Here is a 20,093-nt window from a genome sequence, read left to right as displayed (position 1 = left end):
CTATGAATTATTATCAGGAGATCACATTACTGCCTGACCCAACTATCCCGTTGGACTTTTTATGGCAAAAGGTCTACCAACAAATTCATATTGCGCTGGTGGAAAATAAATCGAGTGATGGGCACAGTGCTATCGCCGTCGCGTTTCCTGAGTATGGCAGTGTCGGGTTCCGCTTAGGCAGAAAAATTCGTTTATTTGCCATGACAGAAGGGGAGCTTACCCAGCTGAATATGACTAAATGGTTATCGCGGTTGGCGGATTATGTCCATATTAAGTCGATTCAATCTGTACCTGAACATACAAGAGCTGTGAGTTATGTCCGCCAACATGTTAAGGGGGAGCGACGAATCGAATCTGATATGCACAAAAAAGCCCAGCTATGGGCGGAGAAGACAGGGCAATCGAAGGACGTTTGTTTAGCGGTATTGAAAAAAAATCGGCCTGAGGCGCATAACCGTCTGCCTTTTTTATGGATGGAAAGTCAGCAAACTAAAGCTCAAAGTGGAGAGGGTGTTCATCGCCCATTTCCTTTATTTATTAAACGGATATCAGCAGAGCAAGCCCAAGTAGGATTATTTAATTGTTATGGGTTAAGCCAAATAACAGGCGGTGAGGCTAACTTGGCAACTGTTCCTCATTTTTAACCTTTATTTTTAGCTCCTTAAAAATAAAATTATAAAACAATAGGTTACAATAAGTGATGAAAAAGAAGGTATTTTGGTAAGAATTACCTTAACTATTTGTTGTAACTTATTTTTTGTTAAATGTGGTCTAGTTCACTGCCGCATAGGCAGCTTAGAAACAGCAACATTGCTTTTGCTTCATCCCTGATACGTTCACTGCCGCATAGGCAGCTTAGAAAGCAGGGTGATCGACTGATAGAGCCGTTTGTGGGTTCACTGCCGCATAGGCAGCTTAGAAATTATGTGCGTATTCCTCACTATTAATAGCGATGTTCACTGCCGCATAGGCAGCTTAGAAAATTTAAAGACGAGCCCGTGGACTGCGTTATATGTTCACTGCCGCATAGGCAGCTTAGAAAGTGCCGCCGTCTAAATTGTTATCACTCACTGTGTTCACTGCCGCATAGGCAGCTTAGAAATCATGCAGTGTACCAAACTCAAAACAACAAAAGTTCACTGCCGCATAGGCAGCTTAGAAAAAATTGCAAAGGTGGGTAAATGAACATTAGAGGTTCACTGCCGCATAGGCAGCTTAGAAAGTGATGCCGAGTACAAACGCAAGTATTTTGAGGTTCACTGCCGTATAGGTAGCTTAGAAAGGTCAGCGTTATGCAGATGATCGAGACAAATAGTTCACTGCCGTATAGGCAGCTTAGAAATGATAAGTATTGCTAATTTGCTATAACATGTCGTTCACTGCCGTATAGGCAGCTTAGAAAAACAGTTTATTGAAAACCTGCGTGACCAAAGTGTTCACTGCCGCATAGGCAGCTTAGAAACCTCCAGATTTTCTGAATATTAAGTTTTTCCTGTTCACTGCTGCATAGGCAGTTTACAAAGCTACATTCGATGTTTGCAGGGGACGCCAAGAGTACACTGGCTCACAGGCCTTACTGGTAATCAACATTTGATGATTTTGATCATTATTTTGACCGTCTACAGCCCCACAGGCAGGTGCTATTTTCAGTAATATCGTGTTAGTATTTACCTTAATTAGTTGAAATAAAACAAATATTGGTATGATAACCTAAAACACTAAATTATATTTCGGATACACTCTTAGGTTTAATTGAATATGGATAACAAGCATGCCAATAAGTACTATAAATATAAATTCTCCACGTCAAAATACTCGAGAAAATAATACAGGTATTAGCGACAACATAAAGCTGGAATTCTCATCAAATATTGTCGCTATTAAGCCAGTTAACAAAGCTACTAAATTGAGAAAAGTTTCAAATAATTTTTTGGAAAGAATTTTTAATAATTTAAATACTAATGCAATAAATATTCAAAAAGAAATACATACAGTTTGGCTAGGTAATACAAAAATATCCAATAATGAAATGACCGATAGTGATTTTAAAGATGTGATAAGAATTAAAGATGCGCTCTGTGTTAAACGGAAAGAAAAAAAATTATATCCACAAACTTTGAGAAAAAATGATTTAGAAAAAATGGCAAAATATGTCAATAAGCCATTCATTCATTATTCTGGAAATTGTGCCATATTATCAGCGTGTTTACATTACAACATCCATTACCGGCAAGATATATACAGTGTAAAAAACACAAAATCACCGACAGTTGGATTAGAAAGTACCCTTGTTGATCGAGTCATTTTTGGTCAAAAACTTAAATTAAGTTATTTTTATTCTATTGATGATGTAAAAAATGAAGTTTTAAGACGTTATAACCTTAATAAGGAAGACTTCTCTTTTATCATTAGCGCAGAAAATTATATCCTCCCAGTAATTGGTGAGTGTGCACATGATTTTAATGCGGTAATTATACAGGAGAAAAATAAAGAGCCATGCGTACAGTTTATCGATGCATGGAAAACATTCAATAAATTGCCTACGTTTGGAGAATTAAAATCTTACTTCCCTCCATCAACGCTTTTTTTTATCAGAGCTTATTATGAAAATAAACAATAGCTGCTTGATGAAATTTAACGCTAGGCTGAGCGAAAACGTACTATAAGTGTGGAATGACGGTGTTGGTCAAAAATGCTGCGTCACTCAGAACCTTGGCTCACAAGGTGGCTTCGGTAAATAAAGGTTGTAATTTTTTGGTTATAGGCTGCTTAAAAATCCCGGATAACATAAAGCTGAGTGATATGAGGTTCACTGTCATATAGGTAGCTTAGAAAAGCTGTACCGTTCTGTTTATTCGCTCATCATCCATTCACAGCTATACCCGCCGCTTCAAAAACAAAAACGTTTTCATCATTATATGAAGGTGATTTATCTGGATCATTCAACAGATAAATTATTATAATAACGCTTAAATTCAAATTATAACTATAGCGATTATAATTTTGGTTATTTTTATTGAATTGATGAACTTACGTTTCTAATCCTTGAAAGGGCTAGGTAGATAATCATGCAAGTAATTTAATTCATATAATGAATTCTGGGGTATTGGGATATTTTCACGATTTAAGATGGTGATAAAAACACATCATATGTAATTTCCAAAAATCCTGAAATGCTATTAAAAAAACAAATTTTAACATATAAAACAATAGATTATTGTATTGGCAAAATAACTGCGGATACAAGGAATTAAATAATTATGACAATCACTCGAAGAGATTTTTTAAATGGTGTTGCTGTTACTATTGCCGCCGCTATTTCCCCGATATCACTTATTCAAGCTAGTATAAACCCAACTTTAGCGACTAAAACGCTTTATTATCCACCAGCCCTGACAGGGTTGCGAGGTAATCATGATGGTTCATTCGAGAATGCGCACCGTTTAGCGCGCAAAGGCGATAAATTTAACCTTCAAAATACGCCAGTGAAAGAAAATTATGATTTAGTTATCGTAGGGGCTGGTATTAGTGGGTTAGCTGCTGCGTGGTTTTATCGTAAGCAAATGGGCCCTGATAAAAAGATTTTGCTGATAGATAATCATAACGATTTTGGTGGTCATGCAATTCGCAATGAATTTTCTACACCCGCAGGCCAAATTATTGGTTATGGTGGTAGTGAATCATTTCAATCGCCACATTATATATATAGCGACCATGCTAAACAGTTACTCGATGATATGGGAGTGAGTGTTGATAAATTAGGTGCCCATTTTGATGTTGATTTTTATCCTAACAGGGGGCTTGCTAAGGCGACTTTCTTTGATAAAGCAAACTTTGGTGTTGATAAGTTAGTTGTAGGTGATCCTAGCCGTGGGGTTGCTGATGATATCCCTGAGGGGCGCTTAAATGGTCGAAGTTATCGTGAATTTGTTGGGGATTTTCCACTCTCTAAACAGGATAGAGAAGATTTGATTGAACTGTTTGAGGAACAGGTTGATTACCTTGCGGGAATGTCTTTAGAAGAAAAAATTGAATATGTCGACAAAACGAGTTACTCACAATTTTTACAAGATAAAGTCAAATTGAATCCTTTAGCCATTAAATACTTTCAGCAGATCACCAATGATTTTCAAGCCGTGGGTATTGATGCAACGGCTTGTTCTGACGCACGGTTATGTGCTTTGCCCGGATTTGCGACGGCAGGTTTGCCGCCTTTGGATGCTGATGAACAGGCTGAACTTGACGACCCATATATCTATCATTTCCCTGATGGGAACGCGAGTGTGGCACGCCTTTTAGTGCAAAAGTTAATTCCTGAGGTATCGGATAAATCAGGAATGGAAGATATTGTTCTCGCAAAATTTGACTATAGCAAACTTGACGAAGAAGGAGCGCCAACGCGCTTACGCTTAAATAGTACAGCCATTCATGCCACCAATGTTGAAAATGGTGGAGCAGAGCTGGTCTATGTAACAGCAGATGGTCAAATGGAAAAAGTCGCTTCTAAAAAAATCATTATGGCTGGGTATAACATGATGATCCCCTATATTGTGCCTTCAATGTCGGAAGAACAAAAAGAGGCTTTGAAAGAAAATGTCAAAGCGCCTTTAGTCTATTCAAAAGTTGTATTAAGTAACTGGCGTTGTTTTGACAAACTCGGTGTTCATAAAATTTATTCTCCAGCTGCGCCGTATAGCGTTGTTAAACTTGACTATCCGGTGAGCATCGGAGGATATCGGCATTCAAGTACGCCTGATGATCCTATTTGTTTACATATGATATATGTGCCAACTATTTCTGGTAGCGGGCTTTCGCCAAGAGAGCAATCGCGAATGGGGCGAGCGAGATTACTATCAATGCCATTTGCTGAGCATGAACAACAAATTCGAGATCAATTACAGGCCATGTTAGGGCCAGCTGGGTTTGATCATCAAAAAGATATTTTAGGCATTACAGTCAATCGTTGGTCACACGGTTACTCGTATGCTTCCAGTACAATGTGGGATACAGAAGATAACGAAAAGCAATTGATTGAAACAGCAAGGCGACCATTCGGCCATATTCATATTGCCAACTCTGATTCGGGCTGGAGTCCATATATGCACTCTGCGATTGATCAGGGATGGCGCGCTGTTAATGAAATCATTTCTGCTTAAAGACAAAGAAGGCCTTATGTTAAAACAAATAAAACATCTCTTTGCGCGAACTTTTCGTTATGTTGCATTTTACCTGTTAACAATCTCGACAGTTTATGCGCAAGAACAATCTCATTCAGATAAGGATTTACACATAGCGCGAGGTGCTTATCTTGTTCAAAGCCTTGGGCATTGTGGTGCTTGCCATACTCCAAGAGGGATCGGTATGCAGGAAGTCGCTTATAATGACAGCAGCCCTGAATACCTATCAGGCGCAATTATTGAGGGGTGGCTGGCGCCGAGCTTACGCGCATCAACGTTATCTCATCATGAAATAGTGTCTTTACTAAAACAGGGTATTTCACCAAGTAAAGGCATTAGTGGTCCCATGAAAGAAGTCGTTACACTCAGTACGCAGTATGCTACAGATGAGGATTTGAACAGTATGGCGGCATATTTAGTGTCTATTCAAAATCCTATTTCACCACTTGAAGAACATGTATTGGCAAAGCAAGATCCCGAAGGGAAATTTTTGTATTACACCTATTGCAGTGCTTGCCACGGTGAATCTGGTCAAGGAATACCTCCAGCGGCACCACGCCTAGTCGGTAATAGTACAGTTATTGCAAGTGATCCACGCAATTTAATACACATTATTGCCAATGGTGAACAAACTTCGGTGACTGAAGCACACCCACCTTATGTTATGCCTGCTTATAAAGAAACTTTAACAGATGAACAAATTGTATCCATTATCAACTATTTACGTTCATCGTGGGGCAATCAAGCAAAACCTATTACAGATACGCAATATCGTAGTGTCTTAAAATAATTGAGTAAAATGGTAAAAGATCATGAAAAAATTGAAGTTTTTTATTATTTTAGGTATCTCGGTGCTGCTATTAGTTATGATATTTTTTGGCTTTATCTATAAAGGGTCACTATCAACAATAAAAGCATCATCCTCATTAACGCAAGATGAATTGGTCGAGCGAGGTGCTTATTTAGCACGGATGGGAAATTGCTTAGCTTGCCACTCTGACCCTAGCGATCAAGGGCCTCTCACCTTTGCCGGTGGGCATGGGCTTCCGTTACCTATCGGGATGGTTTACGGCACTAACATCACTCCCGATAAAACGACGGGTATCGGGCAATACAGTTTGCGTGACTTTGATAACGCGGTGCGTTATGGAGTGCGCAAAGATGGAGATTCGTTGTATCCGGCGATGCCTTATCCCGCTTATGCGGCGATCAAGGATGATGATATCGAGGCCTTGTATGCTTATTTTATGCATGGTGTTACGCCAATGATAAAAGAGAATAAACAGGTTGATGTTAGATGGCCTTTATCCATGCGCTGGCCTTTAGCTGCATGGCGAATGATGTTTGCACCAAAAGTTGAATCACAAGCAATGAACTAATCATTTTTGGCGAAATGGAGTTTGCCACAACAATAAATTTAATGATGAAAGTGAGATCATTTATCCGCTTTTTGTGATTCTGAACGTTGCTTAACCATACCATATAGAGATTTTTCGGCCTGACGATTTTTCTATGATATTTGTGTTGGTTTGGTTCACGTTTATGAGTCACGTTCATCAAATTGATGGTAATTTTTAAACGAAGTACAGCAAAGTAAGGTAATGACTTGCTGGCCTAGCTGTTGCCAATGCAGTGTGAATTTTGCTCCCACAGGGAAGATAGCGAGCGTTTCTGTTAGTTTTAGTGTTAAGGTATTTTGAGTAATTTGAATGACCTCTGCACTGAAAAAATCAAAAAAGCGATTTACATGGCAGTGTAATGCTTTATATAAGCTCTCTTTGGCGCTAAACGCTAAGATCACACCCAGTGAAAAAGGAAGGTCACCAAACTGTTTTTGTTCATCAAGGGTGATAACTTCTTGCCATATTTGCTTGGCACCAAATTCATTTAAAATCGTTTCAATATCAATCCCGACTAATGCATCTCTATTATTCAGTGCGATTGATAATGCTAAGTTATTATCGTGACTAATGCTTCCTCTTATTCCGGATGGCCATATAGGCTCATTTTGGTCGCCCATTTTTAGGACTTCTATACAACCTGTTAATTGTTTGATGGCATACGATGCCGCAATACGTCCTGCCAAGTGTTCAGCTTGTCGTTTAACAATAGCGCGATTAAGCTTTTCATGGTGAGGGATCCATAATAAATCGTCAGGCGAAAAAGTGATGGGATCATAGCGGATACTGTGAAGTGTATGGTTAGCGAGACTCAATGTGGAGTAATGTGTTTCCATATGCGGTTATCCTTTTTATTTGAAATACAATTATAAATAATTAGATTTGTATCTAGGCGACGAGTATAGAGTCCACGTTTAATGTGCATAATGTCCTATTATTTGAGTGAGGGTAGTGGTGTTCTGCTAATGCTTTATCATTAAGTAAAGTTACTGGTCGCTTGAGTTATCTTGGATATTTGATTGGTTATTTTTTGATATGCGCGCTACTCTTTTTTTACTTAGGATAAAAGAATTCTTTATTTGAAGTTAGGCTATTTTTTGTTATTTGTCGCTTTACTTCTAATACGTTTCGACTGGATGTTAGAAGGTTCTTTAAAAATTTGATGCTGATTAATGATGATATTGATCGCTGAAATTTGTTGTCATTCATTAAAGGTATATTCATATTGATGGCGACAAATTGGTGTGTTTGCTACGAGCGATGTTTTACCTTAATTTTACCCTTTGTTTTTAAAATTAAAATTAAACACTTTTAAAACAATAAGTTAAGATGCTCGATAAAAAAGAAGGTATTTTAAAGGAATTAGGCCTAAATTATTGTTGTCTGGGATTTTTTTCCTGATAATTTATAGTTCACTGACGCATAGGCAGCTTAGAAATCTTGAGCGGTTTTGGCTGCTTAGCAGAAACAGTTCACTGACGCATAGGCAGCTTAGAAATTTTCATCGTGCCTTACACCGTCCGCAACAAAGTTCACTGCCGCATAGGCAGCTTAGAAATACAACTGGAGCGTAGCTAAGATTGCTGAAGCGTTCACTGCCGCATAGGCAGCTTAGAAACGTTTTTATTTGTAGCGCACGGGCAGTTAAAAGTTCACTGCCGCATAGGCAGCTTAGAAATGATCCAGTCGACATAAATGGCGATAAATTTGTGTTCACTGCCGCATAGGCAGCTTAGAAAATTTGCTGAGGATGGACAAAAAGACGAAATACGTTCACTGCCGCATAGGCAGCTTAGAAAGCCACAGAATCACTATCATCACTCACTTTCACGTTCACTGCCGCATAGGCAGCTTAGAAATTGCCCTCAACCCCCCACGCATCACTAAACTCGTTCACTGCCGCATAGGCAGCTTAGAAATCAAATAAAAATAGTGTATTAGCTAAGCAGTAATAATTTATTCCCTGCATAAATATAATCATAATCCAGAGCGTGACATGTCACGTTAAATGATTTGATCATCAAATGATCTTTTAATATAGCCTCGATTGGGGTCGTTAAATAAACAATCCAAACATCAACGATAATTGTTCGAAAGCTTGGTTAATCAGGCGCTCAGTGTAACGGGGTAGGATAGAGATTATCAATCCTAACATACTGATGCCGATGGTTAATGTCAGCGGAAATCCGACGACAAAAACAGATAGCTGAGGGGTCATGCGGTTAAGAATACCGAGTGCGAGGTTGAGGATCAAAAATAAGGTAATAAAAGGCAGAGCAAGCATTAACCCATTAATAAAAATAGAATTTGCAAATTGCACTAATGACCAAAAACCATCACGATTGATGGGAGAAACTTGAATTGGAATGAGATCGAATGAATTAATTAAAATATAAATTAACCACAAATGTCCATCGAATGATAGGAATAATAACAGCATTATTAAGTTCAAAATGCGGCCTAAGATTGGCATGTTTGGACCGCCCGTTGGGTCGAAAAATGTCGCAAACGATAATCCCATTTGTAACCCAATAACTTCACCAGCATGGCGCACCGCGGCAAATGCAATTTGCATTGTTAATCCAATCGCTGCACCAATCACCATTTGTTGTACGATCACCCATCGTCCCATTGCCGAAAATAGTGGAATATTTATCACAGGTAATTGCGGTGAAACAATCAGTATCACAAAGAATGCTAACATCACTCTTGCTTTAGTAATCGACTGTTTTTCATTAAAAAAAGGCGCTGTGCTAAACAGCGCTAAAAGGCGTATGAAAGGGTAAAATCCTTGGCTGAGCCAGAGTGTGAGTGTCTCACTGGTGATGGTTAACATGACTAACCAATAATAAAGGGCAGGTTACTAAGTAGCGTGCGCATGTAATCGGTCAGAAGATTGAGCATCCATGGACCCGCAATGACTAAAACTGCAATCACCGATAAGATCTTAGGAATAAATGATAATGTCATTTCATTCACTTGGGTGGCGGCTTGTAGCAAACTGATAATTAAACCTGCTGTTAATGCGGCAAGCAATAGCGGTGCTGCTAACATCAAGGCAATTTTCATCGCCTCTGTGGACATGGACATAATTGATTCTGGGGTCATTACATATTCCTCGCTACCCGGCTACCCGTCATACTTCGAGCCGCAGCGTTGTTGACTGCACTCAGCTACTCGAGTCACATACTTATGTATGCTCCCCGAGATATCTTCGTTTGTCGCCTAGCTGCAATTCGAATTATTTAGGGTAGCATCTAGATTTTTTTAGGCTGCAATTCGAATTATTTAGGCTAGCATCTCAGTTTATTTACATAGGTAATCGAATTATTTAGGGTAGCCTCTAGATTTTTTTAGGCTGAAATTCAAATTATTTCTGATAACAGCTCGTTTTTTCGACTACATTCGTATTATTTCCGGCGGTAACTCGAATTATTTAGGGCATATTCGCTATATTCTCAGCTCAAATTTCTTAGTTAGAATCTATAAATAAAATAAGGCTAAAAGTGCCAAAATGGCACTTTTTACTATGATTAAATTATCATTTGTAACGATTCACTCACTTGTTGCTTAGCTGTAACTCGCATTATTTACGGTCGATGCGTTAATTTTTATATTTTGAGTGACAATATTGTTGAGCATATTCTGCAATCTCAATCTAATTAAAAAAACTTTGTGACAATGAACCTAGTAACAATTGCCAACCATCGACGAGAACAAATAACATCAATTTAAACGGCAAAGAAACGGTTGCGGGTGGCACCATCATCATGCCGAGAGCCATCAATACACTCGCAACTACAAGATCAACGATCAAAAATGGAATAAAAACTGTAAAACCAATTTGAAATGCGGTCTTGAGTTCGCTGGTAATAAATGCAGGAACTAAAATTCGCATCGGCACATCTTTAGCTTCTTGAATATCACCAACCTTGGCAATACGCGCAAATAGCGCTAAATCAGATTCACGAGTTTGTCCTAACATAAAGGTGCGAAAAGGTGCCGTACCTCGCTCTAATGCAATTTCTAAACTAATTTTATCTTCACTAAATGGCTGATAAGCCTCGCGATAAGCTTGGTCAGCAACGGGAGACATCACAAAAAAAGTGAGAAACAATGCCAAACCTAATAATACTTGGTTTGGTGGTGCCGAAGGTGTGCCCAGTGCGTTCCGTAATAAACCTAATACAATGATAATGCGTGTAAAACTGGTCATCATTAGCAAAAGTGCAGGAATAAAACCGAGCAGCGTTAAAAACAGTAACGTCTGCACGGGTAATGACCAACTTTGTCCACCATTGGCTAATGTATGACTAATAATCGGTGGCAACGAAGCAATGGCTTTGGTGGGTAGCATTAACAATAAATAAGCTATCACAGTCGTAAATTTCAAAGGGAACATGTGTGCTTCCAGTTATTTATAAATCGGTATTTGTGAAGCCACTGTATAAGCGGCATCTTGTTTCTTTTTTAAAACGGACTGAAATGTTAATGGTTCAAGCTGTGATGTTAATGATGCCTTATTTTGCGCTGGGCATTGATGGAGTAGATTAATAGAGTGTGCCGTAACACCTAAAACTAGCCATTCTTGATTGATTTCAATCACCATAACCCGCTCTTTATTTCCCAGTGAACAACTCGCTTTCACTGCTAATAATTGACCTTTACCGATATTTTTTGGCGAAAGCCCCAATTTTTTTATTAACCAATAGCCCATCAAGATCAGCAGGATAATAGCGCCAAGTGCACCAGAAACCTGCATTAAGTTGTCGCTAGTACTAACAGCGGAGATTGCCTGCCCGCTAGGTTGCTCTGTTTGCACTATAAATGGCTTGGTTTGCATTTCAGTCAGTGTTGTCATATTAACGACTCAAACGGCGCATGCGCTCGGATGGCGTGATAATGTCAGTGATGCGAATACCGTAGTTATCCGAAACGACCACGACTTCACCTTGTGCAATTAAATAACCATTGATCAAGATATCCAATGGTTCACCCGCTAAGCCATCAAGCGAAACGACGGAACCTTGTGATAGGCTTAACAACTTTTTGATGGTCATTTTAGTGCGCCCCAATTCAACAGAAAGACGAACTGGGATATCCATGATCAAATTGATATCAGATAACTGATTTAATGTATTTTGTCCGTCGAGATTTGCGAACGCCTGTGCATCAGCAGAGGCAGATTCCGTTTTTTTCTGTTGTTCCATTGCCTCAGCCCATAAGTCCTCACTGCCTTGATTAGTCGATGCATCAGGAGAATTCTTCGCCTCACTCATTGGTACTTTCCTCATCTAGCGTGTTTAAAACAGGGTTAATCAAATGCTCAACGCGCAATGCATATTGGCCATTTTGAGTTCCATACTGACTGGTTAATACAGGAACGCCATCAACACTTATCATCAAGCGCTCAGGTTTCTCGATAGGGATAACATCCCCTTTTTGCAATTGCAGCAAGTGAGATATCCGCAGCGGAATATCAACAAAATTGGCGACGAGTTCTAACTCTGAACGTTTCACTTGTGTGACTAAATTGGTGACCCAAGCTTCGTTTTCTTGATGGCCTTGCTCCACGGGAGGATTAATCAATCGTTCACGCAGTGGTTCAATCATGGCAATGGGAATACAAATACTAAACTCACCAATGGTATTGCCGATTTCTATTAAGAAAGGCGTTGTAACAACAATGTCATTAGGGGAAGTCGTGATATTGGTAAATTTCACTTGAATTTCAGATCGCACATATTCCACATCAATGTCCGCAATTGGCTTCCAAGCATCACGGTAAGCGCCTAAAGCGAGTTTTAACATGCGGTTAATAATACGTTGTTCGGTATTGGTAAACTCTTTGCCTTCTGAACGGACAGGAAAGCGACCATCACCACCGAACAAATTATCAACAGCGATATACACCAATGCAGGCTCAAACGTGAAGAGTGCCGTACCACGTAATGGCGGCATATGAATAAGGTTCAGGTTAGTCGGAACGGGTAAATTTCTAGCAAATTCATGATAAGGCTCGATTTTTAATCCGCCAACTGTAATGTCAGGGCTACGGCGTAACATGTTAAACAACCCCATGCGGAATTGTCGGGCAAAACGTTCATTGATCATTTCGAGTGATTGCATGCGCTCGCGAATAACCCGGCGTTGTGTATTCGGGTTATAAGGACGAACCTGATCTTTTTCTGGAGTTGGTATTGCTGATCCACTCGTCGATGGCGCATCATCATTGAGCAGGGCATCGATTTCAGCTTGAGATAAAATATTATCGCTCATCTGCATTACCGCAAAATAAATGTCGTAAATAATACATCTGAAATATCCTGATCGTTTTCACCCGGGATCAACGTTGGGGATAGTGTGGTTTTAATGGATTGCATTAATTGCAATTTACCTTCATGGGTGCTGAGTGCTTTTGGCCTCTGCTCCGAAAGCAATAGAAGTAAACGACTCCGTACTTCTGGCAAATATTCATGAAGTTGCTTACGTGATTTTTCGTTCGCGAGTCGTAGTGTGATATTGATGTACAACACGCGGTCAGGTGATTCGTTAAGCCCCGGTAGGTTGATAGTAAAAGGGTCTAAATCCATAAAAATAGGCTGCGGCATGTTCAATCGTTTTTCTTCCACATCTGCCACATTTGTCGTCTTTTGTGCTTTCCACCAAGTATAACCACCAAAACCGGAACCGCCGATGGCAAGAAGCGCGAGCAGTACCAGTAATCCTTTGTTTGAATTTTTCGATCCATTGCGTGAAGACGACATGTTAACAAAATTCCTGTTTATGAAGATCAAACCCAAGCTGGGCCTTTTACTGTGTAATCTTAAACATTATGGATTGGTTGAGCTGGACTAAAGGGAGGAAAAACGAAACAAAAAGGGGCTAACTCGGCGCTTTAATTAAGAATCCCCCTAGATTGATTAAGAACTATGCGAATGTGTCGATGCCACCTCGTGCACGGATAGTCGATTGAGCTTGAGTGATAATACTGGCATCACCGCCAGCAATTCCACCAAGTGCAGATCCTGCATGAAGGTGATTTTCATGACCTTTGCCAGTTTGACCGTTCGAGTCTGATGAGTGATTGAGATTATCTTGTCCGACAGACCCTTGAGTAAGATTAATTCCACTCTCTTGTAAAGCATTGCGTAATATTGGCATCATCGTCTCCATCGCTGCTCGCACCTGACTATGAGGTGAAACAAAATGCATCACAGCCTGATTGTCTTCTATGCGCAAGTGAACATTAAGAGAACCCAACTCTTCCGGATGTAAGCGAATTTGGGCATGTGAAATACCTTGGCGCGAGAAAAATAATAAGTGCTGGTTCAATTGCTGTTGCCAAGCTTCATTACCAAGTGGGACACCCGGCTGCATCTGTGCAATTGGCGCATTGGCTATTGCAGCTTGAGTTATGGTGGGCGCTGGCATCATGCTGACTGTCTGTGTCGTGAACGAATGATTCGACATAACCTGTGATGCGTTACCGTCAATTGATGGAGTCAATGCGCTTTTCACATTGATTGAATTATGTGTTGTCGAGAGCATTTGCGCCACTGAAGGGGATTCTTTATCCGTCAACGTTTTATATAGTGGTATAAAGTCTTGAGATAATTTCTTTGTCGGAATTTCTCGGTCATTATTAAGCGAAAATAGTGGCTGATCACCGCGATCTTCTTGTTCATTTTGAATAAAAGTACTCAATATGGGAAGCTCTTCCTCACTTGCAAGTTGCATTGGGACACTCAGCTCAGGTTTCTTGCTATCCATCTCTGAAGGCATTGTTGAATGACCGTTAATCCGCTGTGTAGCTTGAACAAAAGGCACTAACACAGATTGTTGCTCATCAGAAAATTGTGTTAATCCGGATTGTTGAATTTGACTATCAATGGATTGATTGAGGTGAGTGAGTTTCTTTTGAACGCTGGGTTCACCATGGTTGAGCAATTGAGTTTGCAAAGTAGTCTGTTTGCCATCATGAAGTAAATTGCGGCTGTAGTTAAGTTGATCGATAGCGTGTTCTGAAGGCAGCATCTCACTGTCATTGGATTGTAGCGCGTCATTCTGTGTCAAAGAAACCCGTGTTTGATTGTCGGTATTTTCTATTGATTGATCATCAGCTTGGTTTTTTTTCGGTTTAGGTTGCTGATTTTCCAGTACGGCTTGAAAGGGAACGACAGCGATTTGGTCATCATCAGAACGGGCGTTTTTTTGTTGTGAGTTGGGACTCTTCACTCCATTTGTTGCCGAAATCGCTGGGGAGCTATTTGCGTTGATATCCATTTATTGGGTTCTCCGTAACGTTGCCCGTTGAGCAAATTCATCCATCTGCTTTTGCTCTAAACGGTTTAGGCGTTGGTTTTTGGTCTGTTCAGCGCGTTGGATTAGGGTATCGAAGGCATTGACTCGCTGTTGTTTTTCTTGCCAGTGGCGGTTCGCTTCACTGACACGTTGTGCCCACAATGAGAGCTGTTGTTGTTGTTGCTCAATGGTCAGTTCTAAAGTCACTAAAAATTGTTGATAGTTTTGCCATCTGCCGGATTCTATTCCGCTATGTAACGTCTGATTTAGCTTCTGCCGATATTCAGCCTGATAATTTTCAAGCATATCAAGTTGTTGAGACATTTGTGTTTGCGTTTGTTTAACCTGAGCTAACACTTTTGCCGCATCTTCTGATGCTTCTATCGCTAAATTCAATAATATGGCTAACGCATTGTTGTCACTCATTTAACCCTCATTATTCATTCGGCACGACATGAACAAGCTGTTCACAGGCACTTTGGTAATCGCAGCGCTCGTCGATATCTTGTTGTAAAAAAGTAGACATGCGTGGGTAGTATTGAATGGCCATATCGAGAAGTGGATCGCTACCTGCTGCATAGGCTCCGACATTAATCAGATCACGATTACGCTGATAACTGGACGTTAGCTGTTTAAATCGCTGAATTTTTCGATAATGGGGTTTATCGATCAGTTCTGTCATTGCTCGGCTAATTGAAGCTTCAATATCAATAGCGGGATAGTGACCGGATTCGGCTAATGTCCTCGATAAGACAATGTGACCATCAAGTATAGCTCGAGCTGAATCGGCAATAGGGTCTTGCTGATCATCTCCTTCAGTCAACACGGTATAAAATGCCGTAATAGAGCCGCCATTTTTCCCATTACCTGCGCGTTCGACGAGTGCAGGTAGTTTGGCAAAGACGGAAGGGAGATAACCCTTGGTTGCTGGTGGCTCGCCAATCGCTAAGGCAATTTCACGCTGCGCCATGCTATAGCGAGTGAGGGAGTCCATGATCAGCAAAACGTTCTTTCCAAGATCACGAAAATATTCAGCGATGCGGGTAGCATAAGATGCACCTTGCATTCGCAGCAATGGTGAGACATCAGCAGGAGCAGCTACTACCACCGCGCGTTTGAGTCCCTCGGAACCTAAAATATTTTCAATAAAGTCTTTAACTTCACGTCCACGTTCGCCAATCAAACCAACAACAATAATGTCTGCTTGAGTGAAGCGAGCCATCATACCAAGCAGAACACTTTTACCGACGCCAGAGCCTGCGAATAACCCCATTCGTTGGCCTCGTCCCACGGTGAGAAGGGCATTAATAGCCCGTACGCCAACATCTAACACGCTATTGATTGGTGAGCGTTCTAATGGATTGATGGGAGGAGTGACTAATGGTGCACGTTGTTTGGCTGCTAAAGGTCCTTTCCCGTCAAGGGGATTACCTTGTGCATCCAAAATTCGGCCTAATAGCTCATTCCCTAAAGGTAATAGCCGGCTAGTTTGACCTTTATCACCCGTAGTTTGTGCATAAACACGAGCGCCAGGCGCGATACCTTCGAGATCGGCGAGTGGCATTAATAACATTCGTGAGCCGTTAAATCCCACAACTTCGCAAACAACTTCGTCATGGCGACCATTGATATCTCGTTCAATGCAGCAGGTGGCACCCAATGGCATTTTAATACCTTCGGCTTCCATGACTAACCCAGTAATTTTAGTTAATCGCCCATAGTGACGCGTCATTGGGATCCCTTTCATTCGCGATCCAAAGCTATCAAGTGCAGCTATCCAACGTCCTATTCGCAGTGTCATGATATAGCCTCTGGAGCATAGAGACGGCATAGCTCCTGCCAGCGAGTTGCGACAGTCATATCGATTTCGCCATCTTCAGCGACGACTCGACATCCCCCTAGATGTAATTTGGGGTCGGTGACTAAACGCCAACCATTGAGACTGAGTAGGGAACCTAAATGCTGTTCAATCAGCTCTGCATGGGCAGGATTGACATGTAATTCGGGCTGACCTGCAAAAATGGGTTTTTGTTGTAATAAATGACTAATTTCTTCTAGTAATGCGGTGCCATCACTCACGGTTGATTGGCCAAGCACTTGTTTGGCCGCGGTTAGTGCGATTTGCAGTAGTTTGGTTGTGATAACGGTATCGATACTATCTAACGAATAATTGAAGTCGGATAGTAAACTTTGCCAAGTTTCAATGAGCGGTTGCTCTTGAGCTAAAGCCTGTTGGCGGCCTTGCTCTTCACCTGCGCTCAAGCCTTGTTCAAACCCAGCCTGATATCCCTCTTTTTGACCGAGTTCATAGCCTTGTTGATACCCTGTCTTCTGAGCGTTTTCTTTCAAGTCATCCAAAATATTAATTTGCTCGAGCACTTCTTGTGGCTCAAGACAAGGCACCTTTGGCTTATCCGGTGTAGGGATATCATCAAACGAGGGAATCGCCGAAGCATTAAGATCCCATTGATTCAATTCTCGTAATTGCCAAGGTTGCCATTCATCTTGGTTAATTGGGGATTTAGACATAGGCATCATCTCCACCACCAATGGCGATTTCGCCTTTTTCAACCAGACGACGAACAATGATTAGGATTGCTTTTTGCTCGTTTTCTACCTGTGACATGCGCACTGGCGAGTGAGATTCTAAATCGTCACGAACAATTTCTGCTGCGCGAACAGCCATATTGTTGAGGAAGTGGTCACGTAAGGCTTGGTTGCTGCCTTTAAGTGCAATAACCAGCGAATCGTTGGAGACCTCTTGTAATATTCGTTGGATACTACGATTGTCGACTTCAATCAGGTTTTCAAATAGGAACATTTCGTCGATGATACGTTGTGCCAGTTCGCCATCATAATCACGCATTGCGTCGATAACGCTCTCTTCTTGCTGATTTTTCATCAGGTTAATAATTTCAGCCGCTGTTCTTATGCCACCCATTTTGCTGCGTTTGAGATTCTGACCATCCAATAAATTATTTAAAACCTCGGTCAATTCTGCCAAGGCCGCGGGTTGAACACCGCCGAAGGTCGCAATACGCAGCATAATATCGTTACGTTGCCGCTCTTCAAATAGCGCCAAGACGTCGGCGGCAAGGTTACGTTTTAGATGAACTAATATGGTTGCGATAATCTGTGGATGTTCATCTCGAATAATATCGGCCACTGTTTGTGGTTCCATATAATTGAGGCTTTCGATACCGGATGTGCTCTCTTGTTTATCGAAAATATCTTCAAGTAGGCTAGCTGCACGCTCTTCACCAAGTGCTTTGATGAGTACAGAGCGCAGATAATCATTGGTATTAATATTTAATGCAGCAAACTGAATTGCCGATTCTTCAAACTCGGTAAGGACTTCAGCCAACTCATTATTGGAGATTTGGCGCATGTTTGATACAGCCATACTCAATTGCTGAACCTCTTTTGGGTTCAAGTGTTTGAAGACCTCAGCCGCTTGGTCTTCGCCGAGTGTCATTAGCATCACGGCACTTTTTTCGGTTCCACTTAACATTATTATGCCCTTCCTAACCATTGGCGAATGACCATTGCCACGACTTGTGGATCTTTTTCTGCCATTTCTCGAATACGTTGACTTTGAATTTCCGCACTGACGCGTTGGCGAGTTAGACGACGGCGAGTTTGTTCGTCCATTTCTTCATTAATTTCTTCATCCACCATAAGCGGCGTTTTTTGCTGTGTTGCCACAAAGACTTCTGCTTCTGCAGGTGTTTGCTGCGTTTTACGATATTTCATCCATTGTGGTTTGATACCGAAACGCCACATAAACCAAGTAATAATGGCAATCAGAATAATTTTGCCGTAATCCAAGACTTGAGCCATAAGTTGCGGGTTTTCAAGCATTGAAGGCTGTTCTTCAACAACGATGTCGGAGGTAAATAGTGAGTTAGTTATGTTTAGTGTGTCACCACGGTGGGTGGAATACCCCATTGCTTCGCGTGTTAATGCTTCAATCTGTTGCATTAATTCAGGCGGTAAAGGCTTCATCTGTGAACCATTTTCACCTTCTTGCGGTAAATAGCTGATGATAACGGCAACGGATAATCTATCGACAACGCCAATCTGACGTTGGGTATGACTGATTTTACGGTCGACTTCATAGTTAGTGGTTTCGTCACTTTGCGAATTGCTGGTGTTGTTACTTGAGTTTGTATTCTGTTGTGACGATTTTTCATTTTTATCGGTTGAAATCGGTGCAGTCGGTGGCGCCGGTGGTTGATTAGAAAGTGCCCCAGGAACACCACCTAGCCCTCCATTATTATTCTGCATGGTTTGGCTATTTTGGTGAGAACGAATCGCAGCGCTCTCAGGTGTTTGGTTTGGTTTATATTCTTCAGATGTTTGTTCGACTTTAGAAAAATCCATCTGTGCAGTAACTTGTGCATGTACATTGGCACGACCGACTAAGGGAGAAATAATATCCTCAATACGCTGCTTAAGATGGAATTCCATCTCTTTGGTCATTTTAATTTGTGCATTATTGGCAGATTGCTGGCTGTTATCATTGTTGCTCAACAAGCGGCCTGATTGATCGACAATTGTGACATTAGTTGCGGTTAAGCCCGTAACACTACTGGAAACCATATGAACGATGGCAGTGATTTGGCCTTCATCTAACATCCTACCGGGTAGTAAACCGACGGTCACAGAAGCGGTAGGTAATTTTTGTTCGCGGACAAATAACGTTGGCTTTGGAATAGCTAAGTGTACCCGTGCATTTTGAACAGGGCTTAATGATTCAATTGTACGAGATAATTCGCCCTCTAATGCCCGTTGATAGTTAATTTGCTCACTAAATTGGCTAATACCAAATTGTTCTTTATCTAGGAGTTCAAAACCTATGTTACCCCCTTTTGGCAAACCAGATTGCGCGAGTTTTAAGCGCAACTCATGAACTTTATCTGCGGGTACCAATATTGCACTCCCATTATCGGCAATTTGATACGGCACATTCATTTGTGTTAATTGACTAACAATATCACCGCCATCTTTTGCACTTAGGTTACTAAGAAGTACGCGATAATCGGGACTGCGTAGCCAAAGAAGTAGGGCGACAATAACGGCAATAGCCGAGGCACCAGCAATCATTAATGGGATTTTTGGGGAGTCTTTAAGGCGTGATGCGATTGATGCAAAACCTTTTGAATTATCTCCCGTATCTTGAGATGCGGCACTCATAAATATTCCTTGCCTT

The 20,093-nt window shown here is 41.0% G+C and carries 19 protein-coding genes and 2 CRISPR repeat arrays; of the genes, 5 read left to right on the top strand and 14 right to left on the bottom strand.

Annotated elements, in window-relative coordinates; all coding sequences use genetic code 11:
* Positions 1 to 2 precede the first annotated feature (2 nt).
* The 5 genes from cas6f to OOA_RS08160 all read left to right on the top strand — a co-directional run bounded on the left by cas6f (position 3) and on the right by OOA_RS08160 (position 6,556).
* Complete coding sequence (gene cas6f, locus OOA_RS08180; protein ID WP_008911670.1) at positions 3 to 644, top strand: type I-F CRISPR-associated endoribonuclease Cas6/Csy4; 642 nt, start codon at positions 3 to 5, stop codon at positions 642 to 644.
* A 130-nt stretch (positions 645 to 774) separates the two neighbouring features.
* Positions 775 to 1,522: direct repeats of the CRISPR family, unit length 28 nt; unit sequence GTTCACTGCCGCATAGGCAGCTTAGAAA.
* 249 nt (positions 1,523 to 1,771) lie between these two features.
* Entirely contained in the window at positions 1,772 to 2,620 is an 849-nt protein-coding gene (locus OOA_RS08175; protein WP_008911669.1) for a T3SS effector cysteine hydrolase SpvD family protein, read from the top strand.
* Between the two features lie 640 nt (positions 2,621 to 3,260).
* Positions 3,261 to 5,156: an NAD(P)-binding protein gene (locus OOA_RS08170; RefSeq protein WP_008911668.1), complete on the top strand. Its 1,896-nt coding sequence runs from the start codon at positions 3,261 to 3,263 to the stop codon at positions 5,154 to 5,156.
* Positions 5,137 to 5,967: a c-type cytochrome gene (locus OOA_RS08165; protein ID WP_008911667.1), complete on the top strand. Its 831-nt coding sequence runs from the start codon at positions 5,137 to 5,139 to the stop codon at positions 5,965 to 5,967. Before OOA_RS08170 ends, OOA_RS08165 begins: the two co-directional genes overlap by 20 nt.
* A gap of 22 nt (positions 5,968 to 5,989) precedes the next feature.
* Positions 5,990 to 6,556 (top strand): cytochrome c family protein, encoded by a 567-nt coding sequence (locus tag OOA_RS08160; protein WP_008911666.1) that lies wholly within the window; start codon positions 5,990 to 5,992, stop codon positions 6,554 to 6,556.
* 161 nt (positions 6,557 to 6,717) lie between these two features.
* Here the strand turns inward: OOA_RS08160 and entD are convergent, their stop codons facing one another.
* The 14 genes from entD to fliF form a co-directional block, all read right to left on the bottom strand.
* Positions 6,718 to 7,413, bottom strand: coding sequence for an enterobactin synthase subunit EntD (gene entD, locus OOA_RS08155; protein WP_008911665.1), 696 nt, complete (start codon positions 7,411 to 7,413; stop codon positions 6,718 to 6,720).
* Between the two features lie 574 nt (positions 7,414 to 7,987).
* A CRISPR array of direct repeats spans positions 7,988 to 8,496; the repeat unit is 28 nt; unit sequence GTTCACTGCCGCATAGGCAGCTTAGAAA.
* Positions 8,497 to 8,633: 137 nt separating this feature from the next.
* A complete protein-coding gene (gene fliR / locus OOA_RS08150; protein ID WP_008911664.1) occupies positions 8,634 to 9,413 on the bottom strand; it encodes a flagellar biosynthetic protein FliR in 780 nt (259 codons plus the stop codon).
* Positions 9,414 to 9,415: 2 nt separating this feature from the next.
* Positions 9,416 to 9,685, bottom strand: coding sequence for a flagellar biosynthesis protein FliQ (gene fliQ, locus OOA_RS08145; protein ID WP_008911663.1), 270 nt, complete (start codon positions 9,683 to 9,685; stop codon positions 9,416 to 9,418).
* Between the two features lie 550 nt (positions 9,686 to 10,235).
* A complete protein-coding gene (gene fliP, locus OOA_RS08140; protein WP_008911662.1) occupies positions 10,236 to 10,979 on the bottom strand; it encodes a flagellar type III secretion system pore protein FliP in 744 nt (247 codons plus the stop codon).
* A gap of 12 nt (positions 10,980 to 10,991) precedes the next feature.
* Positions 10,992 to 11,438 carry a flagellar biosynthetic protein FliO gene (gene fliO / locus OOA_RS08135; RefSeq protein WP_008911661.1) on the bottom strand — a complete coding sequence of 149 codons (447 nt, stop codon included), beginning with the start codon at positions 11,436 to 11,438 and terminating at the stop codon, positions 10,992 to 10,994.
* 1 nt (position 11,439) lies between these two features.
* Entirely contained in the window at positions 11,440 to 11,856 is a 417-nt protein-coding gene (fliN, locus tag OOA_RS08130; protein WP_008911660.1) for a flagellar motor switch protein FliN, read from the bottom strand.
* Positions 11,849 to 12,856, bottom strand: a complete 1,008-nt coding sequence (gene fliM / locus OOA_RS08125) for a flagellar motor switch protein FliM (RefSeq protein ID WP_008911659.1) — start codon at positions 12,854 to 12,856, stop codon at positions 11,849 to 11,851. Before fliM ends, fliN begins: the two co-directional genes overlap by 8 nt.
* Positions 12,857 to 12,861: 5 nt before the next feature.
* Positions 12,862 to 13,344 carry a flagellar basal body-associated protein FliL gene (gene fliL / locus OOA_RS08120; protein ID WP_008911658.1) on the bottom strand — a complete coding sequence of 161 codons (483 nt, stop codon included), beginning with the start codon at positions 13,342 to 13,344 and terminating at the stop codon, positions 12,862 to 12,864.
* Between the two features lie 163 nt (positions 13,345 to 13,507).
* A complete protein-coding gene (locus OOA_RS08115; RefSeq protein ID WP_008911657.1) occupies positions 13,508 to 14,863 on the bottom strand; it encodes a flagellar hook-length control protein FliK in 1,356 nt (451 codons plus the stop codon).
* On the bottom strand, positions 14,864 to 15,307 hold the full coding sequence (gene fliJ / locus OOA_RS08110) for a flagellar export protein FliJ (protein WP_008911656.1): 444 nt from the start codon (positions 15,305 to 15,307) through the stop codon (positions 14,864 to 14,866).
* A gap of 10 nt (positions 15,308 to 15,317) precedes the next feature.
* A complete protein-coding gene (gene fliI, locus OOA_RS08105; RefSeq protein ID WP_008911655.1) occupies positions 15,318 to 16,682 on the bottom strand; it encodes a flagellar protein export ATPase FliI in 1,365 nt (454 codons plus the stop codon).
* Positions 16,679 to 17,410 (bottom strand): flagellar assembly protein FliH, encoded by a 732-nt coding sequence (gene fliH / locus OOA_RS08100; protein WP_008911654.1) that lies wholly within the window; start codon positions 17,408 to 17,410, stop codon positions 16,679 to 16,681. Before fliH ends, fliI begins: the two co-directional genes overlap by 4 nt.
* Entirely contained in the window at positions 17,403 to 18,395 is a 993-nt protein-coding gene (gene fliG, locus OOA_RS08095) for a flagellar motor switch protein FliG (RefSeq protein WP_040691209.1), read from the bottom strand. Before fliG ends, fliH begins: the two co-directional genes overlap by 8 nt.
* Positions 18,395 to 20,077: a flagellar basal-body MS-ring/collar protein FliF gene (gene fliF, locus OOA_RS08090; RefSeq protein ID WP_008911652.1), complete on the bottom strand. Its 1,683-nt coding sequence runs from the start codon at positions 20,075 to 20,077 to the stop codon at positions 18,395 to 18,397. Before fliF ends, fliG begins: the two co-directional genes overlap by 1 nt.
* Positions 20,078 to 20,093 lie beyond the last annotated feature (16 nt).

It is taken from the genome of Providencia burhodogranariea DSM 19968 (genome assembly GCF_000314855.2).
GTDB lineage: Bacteria > Pseudomonadota > Gammaproteobacteria > Enterobacterales > Enterobacteriaceae > Providencia > Providencia burhodogranariea.
This window is presented reverse-complemented; position numbering and strand designations above follow the sequence as displayed.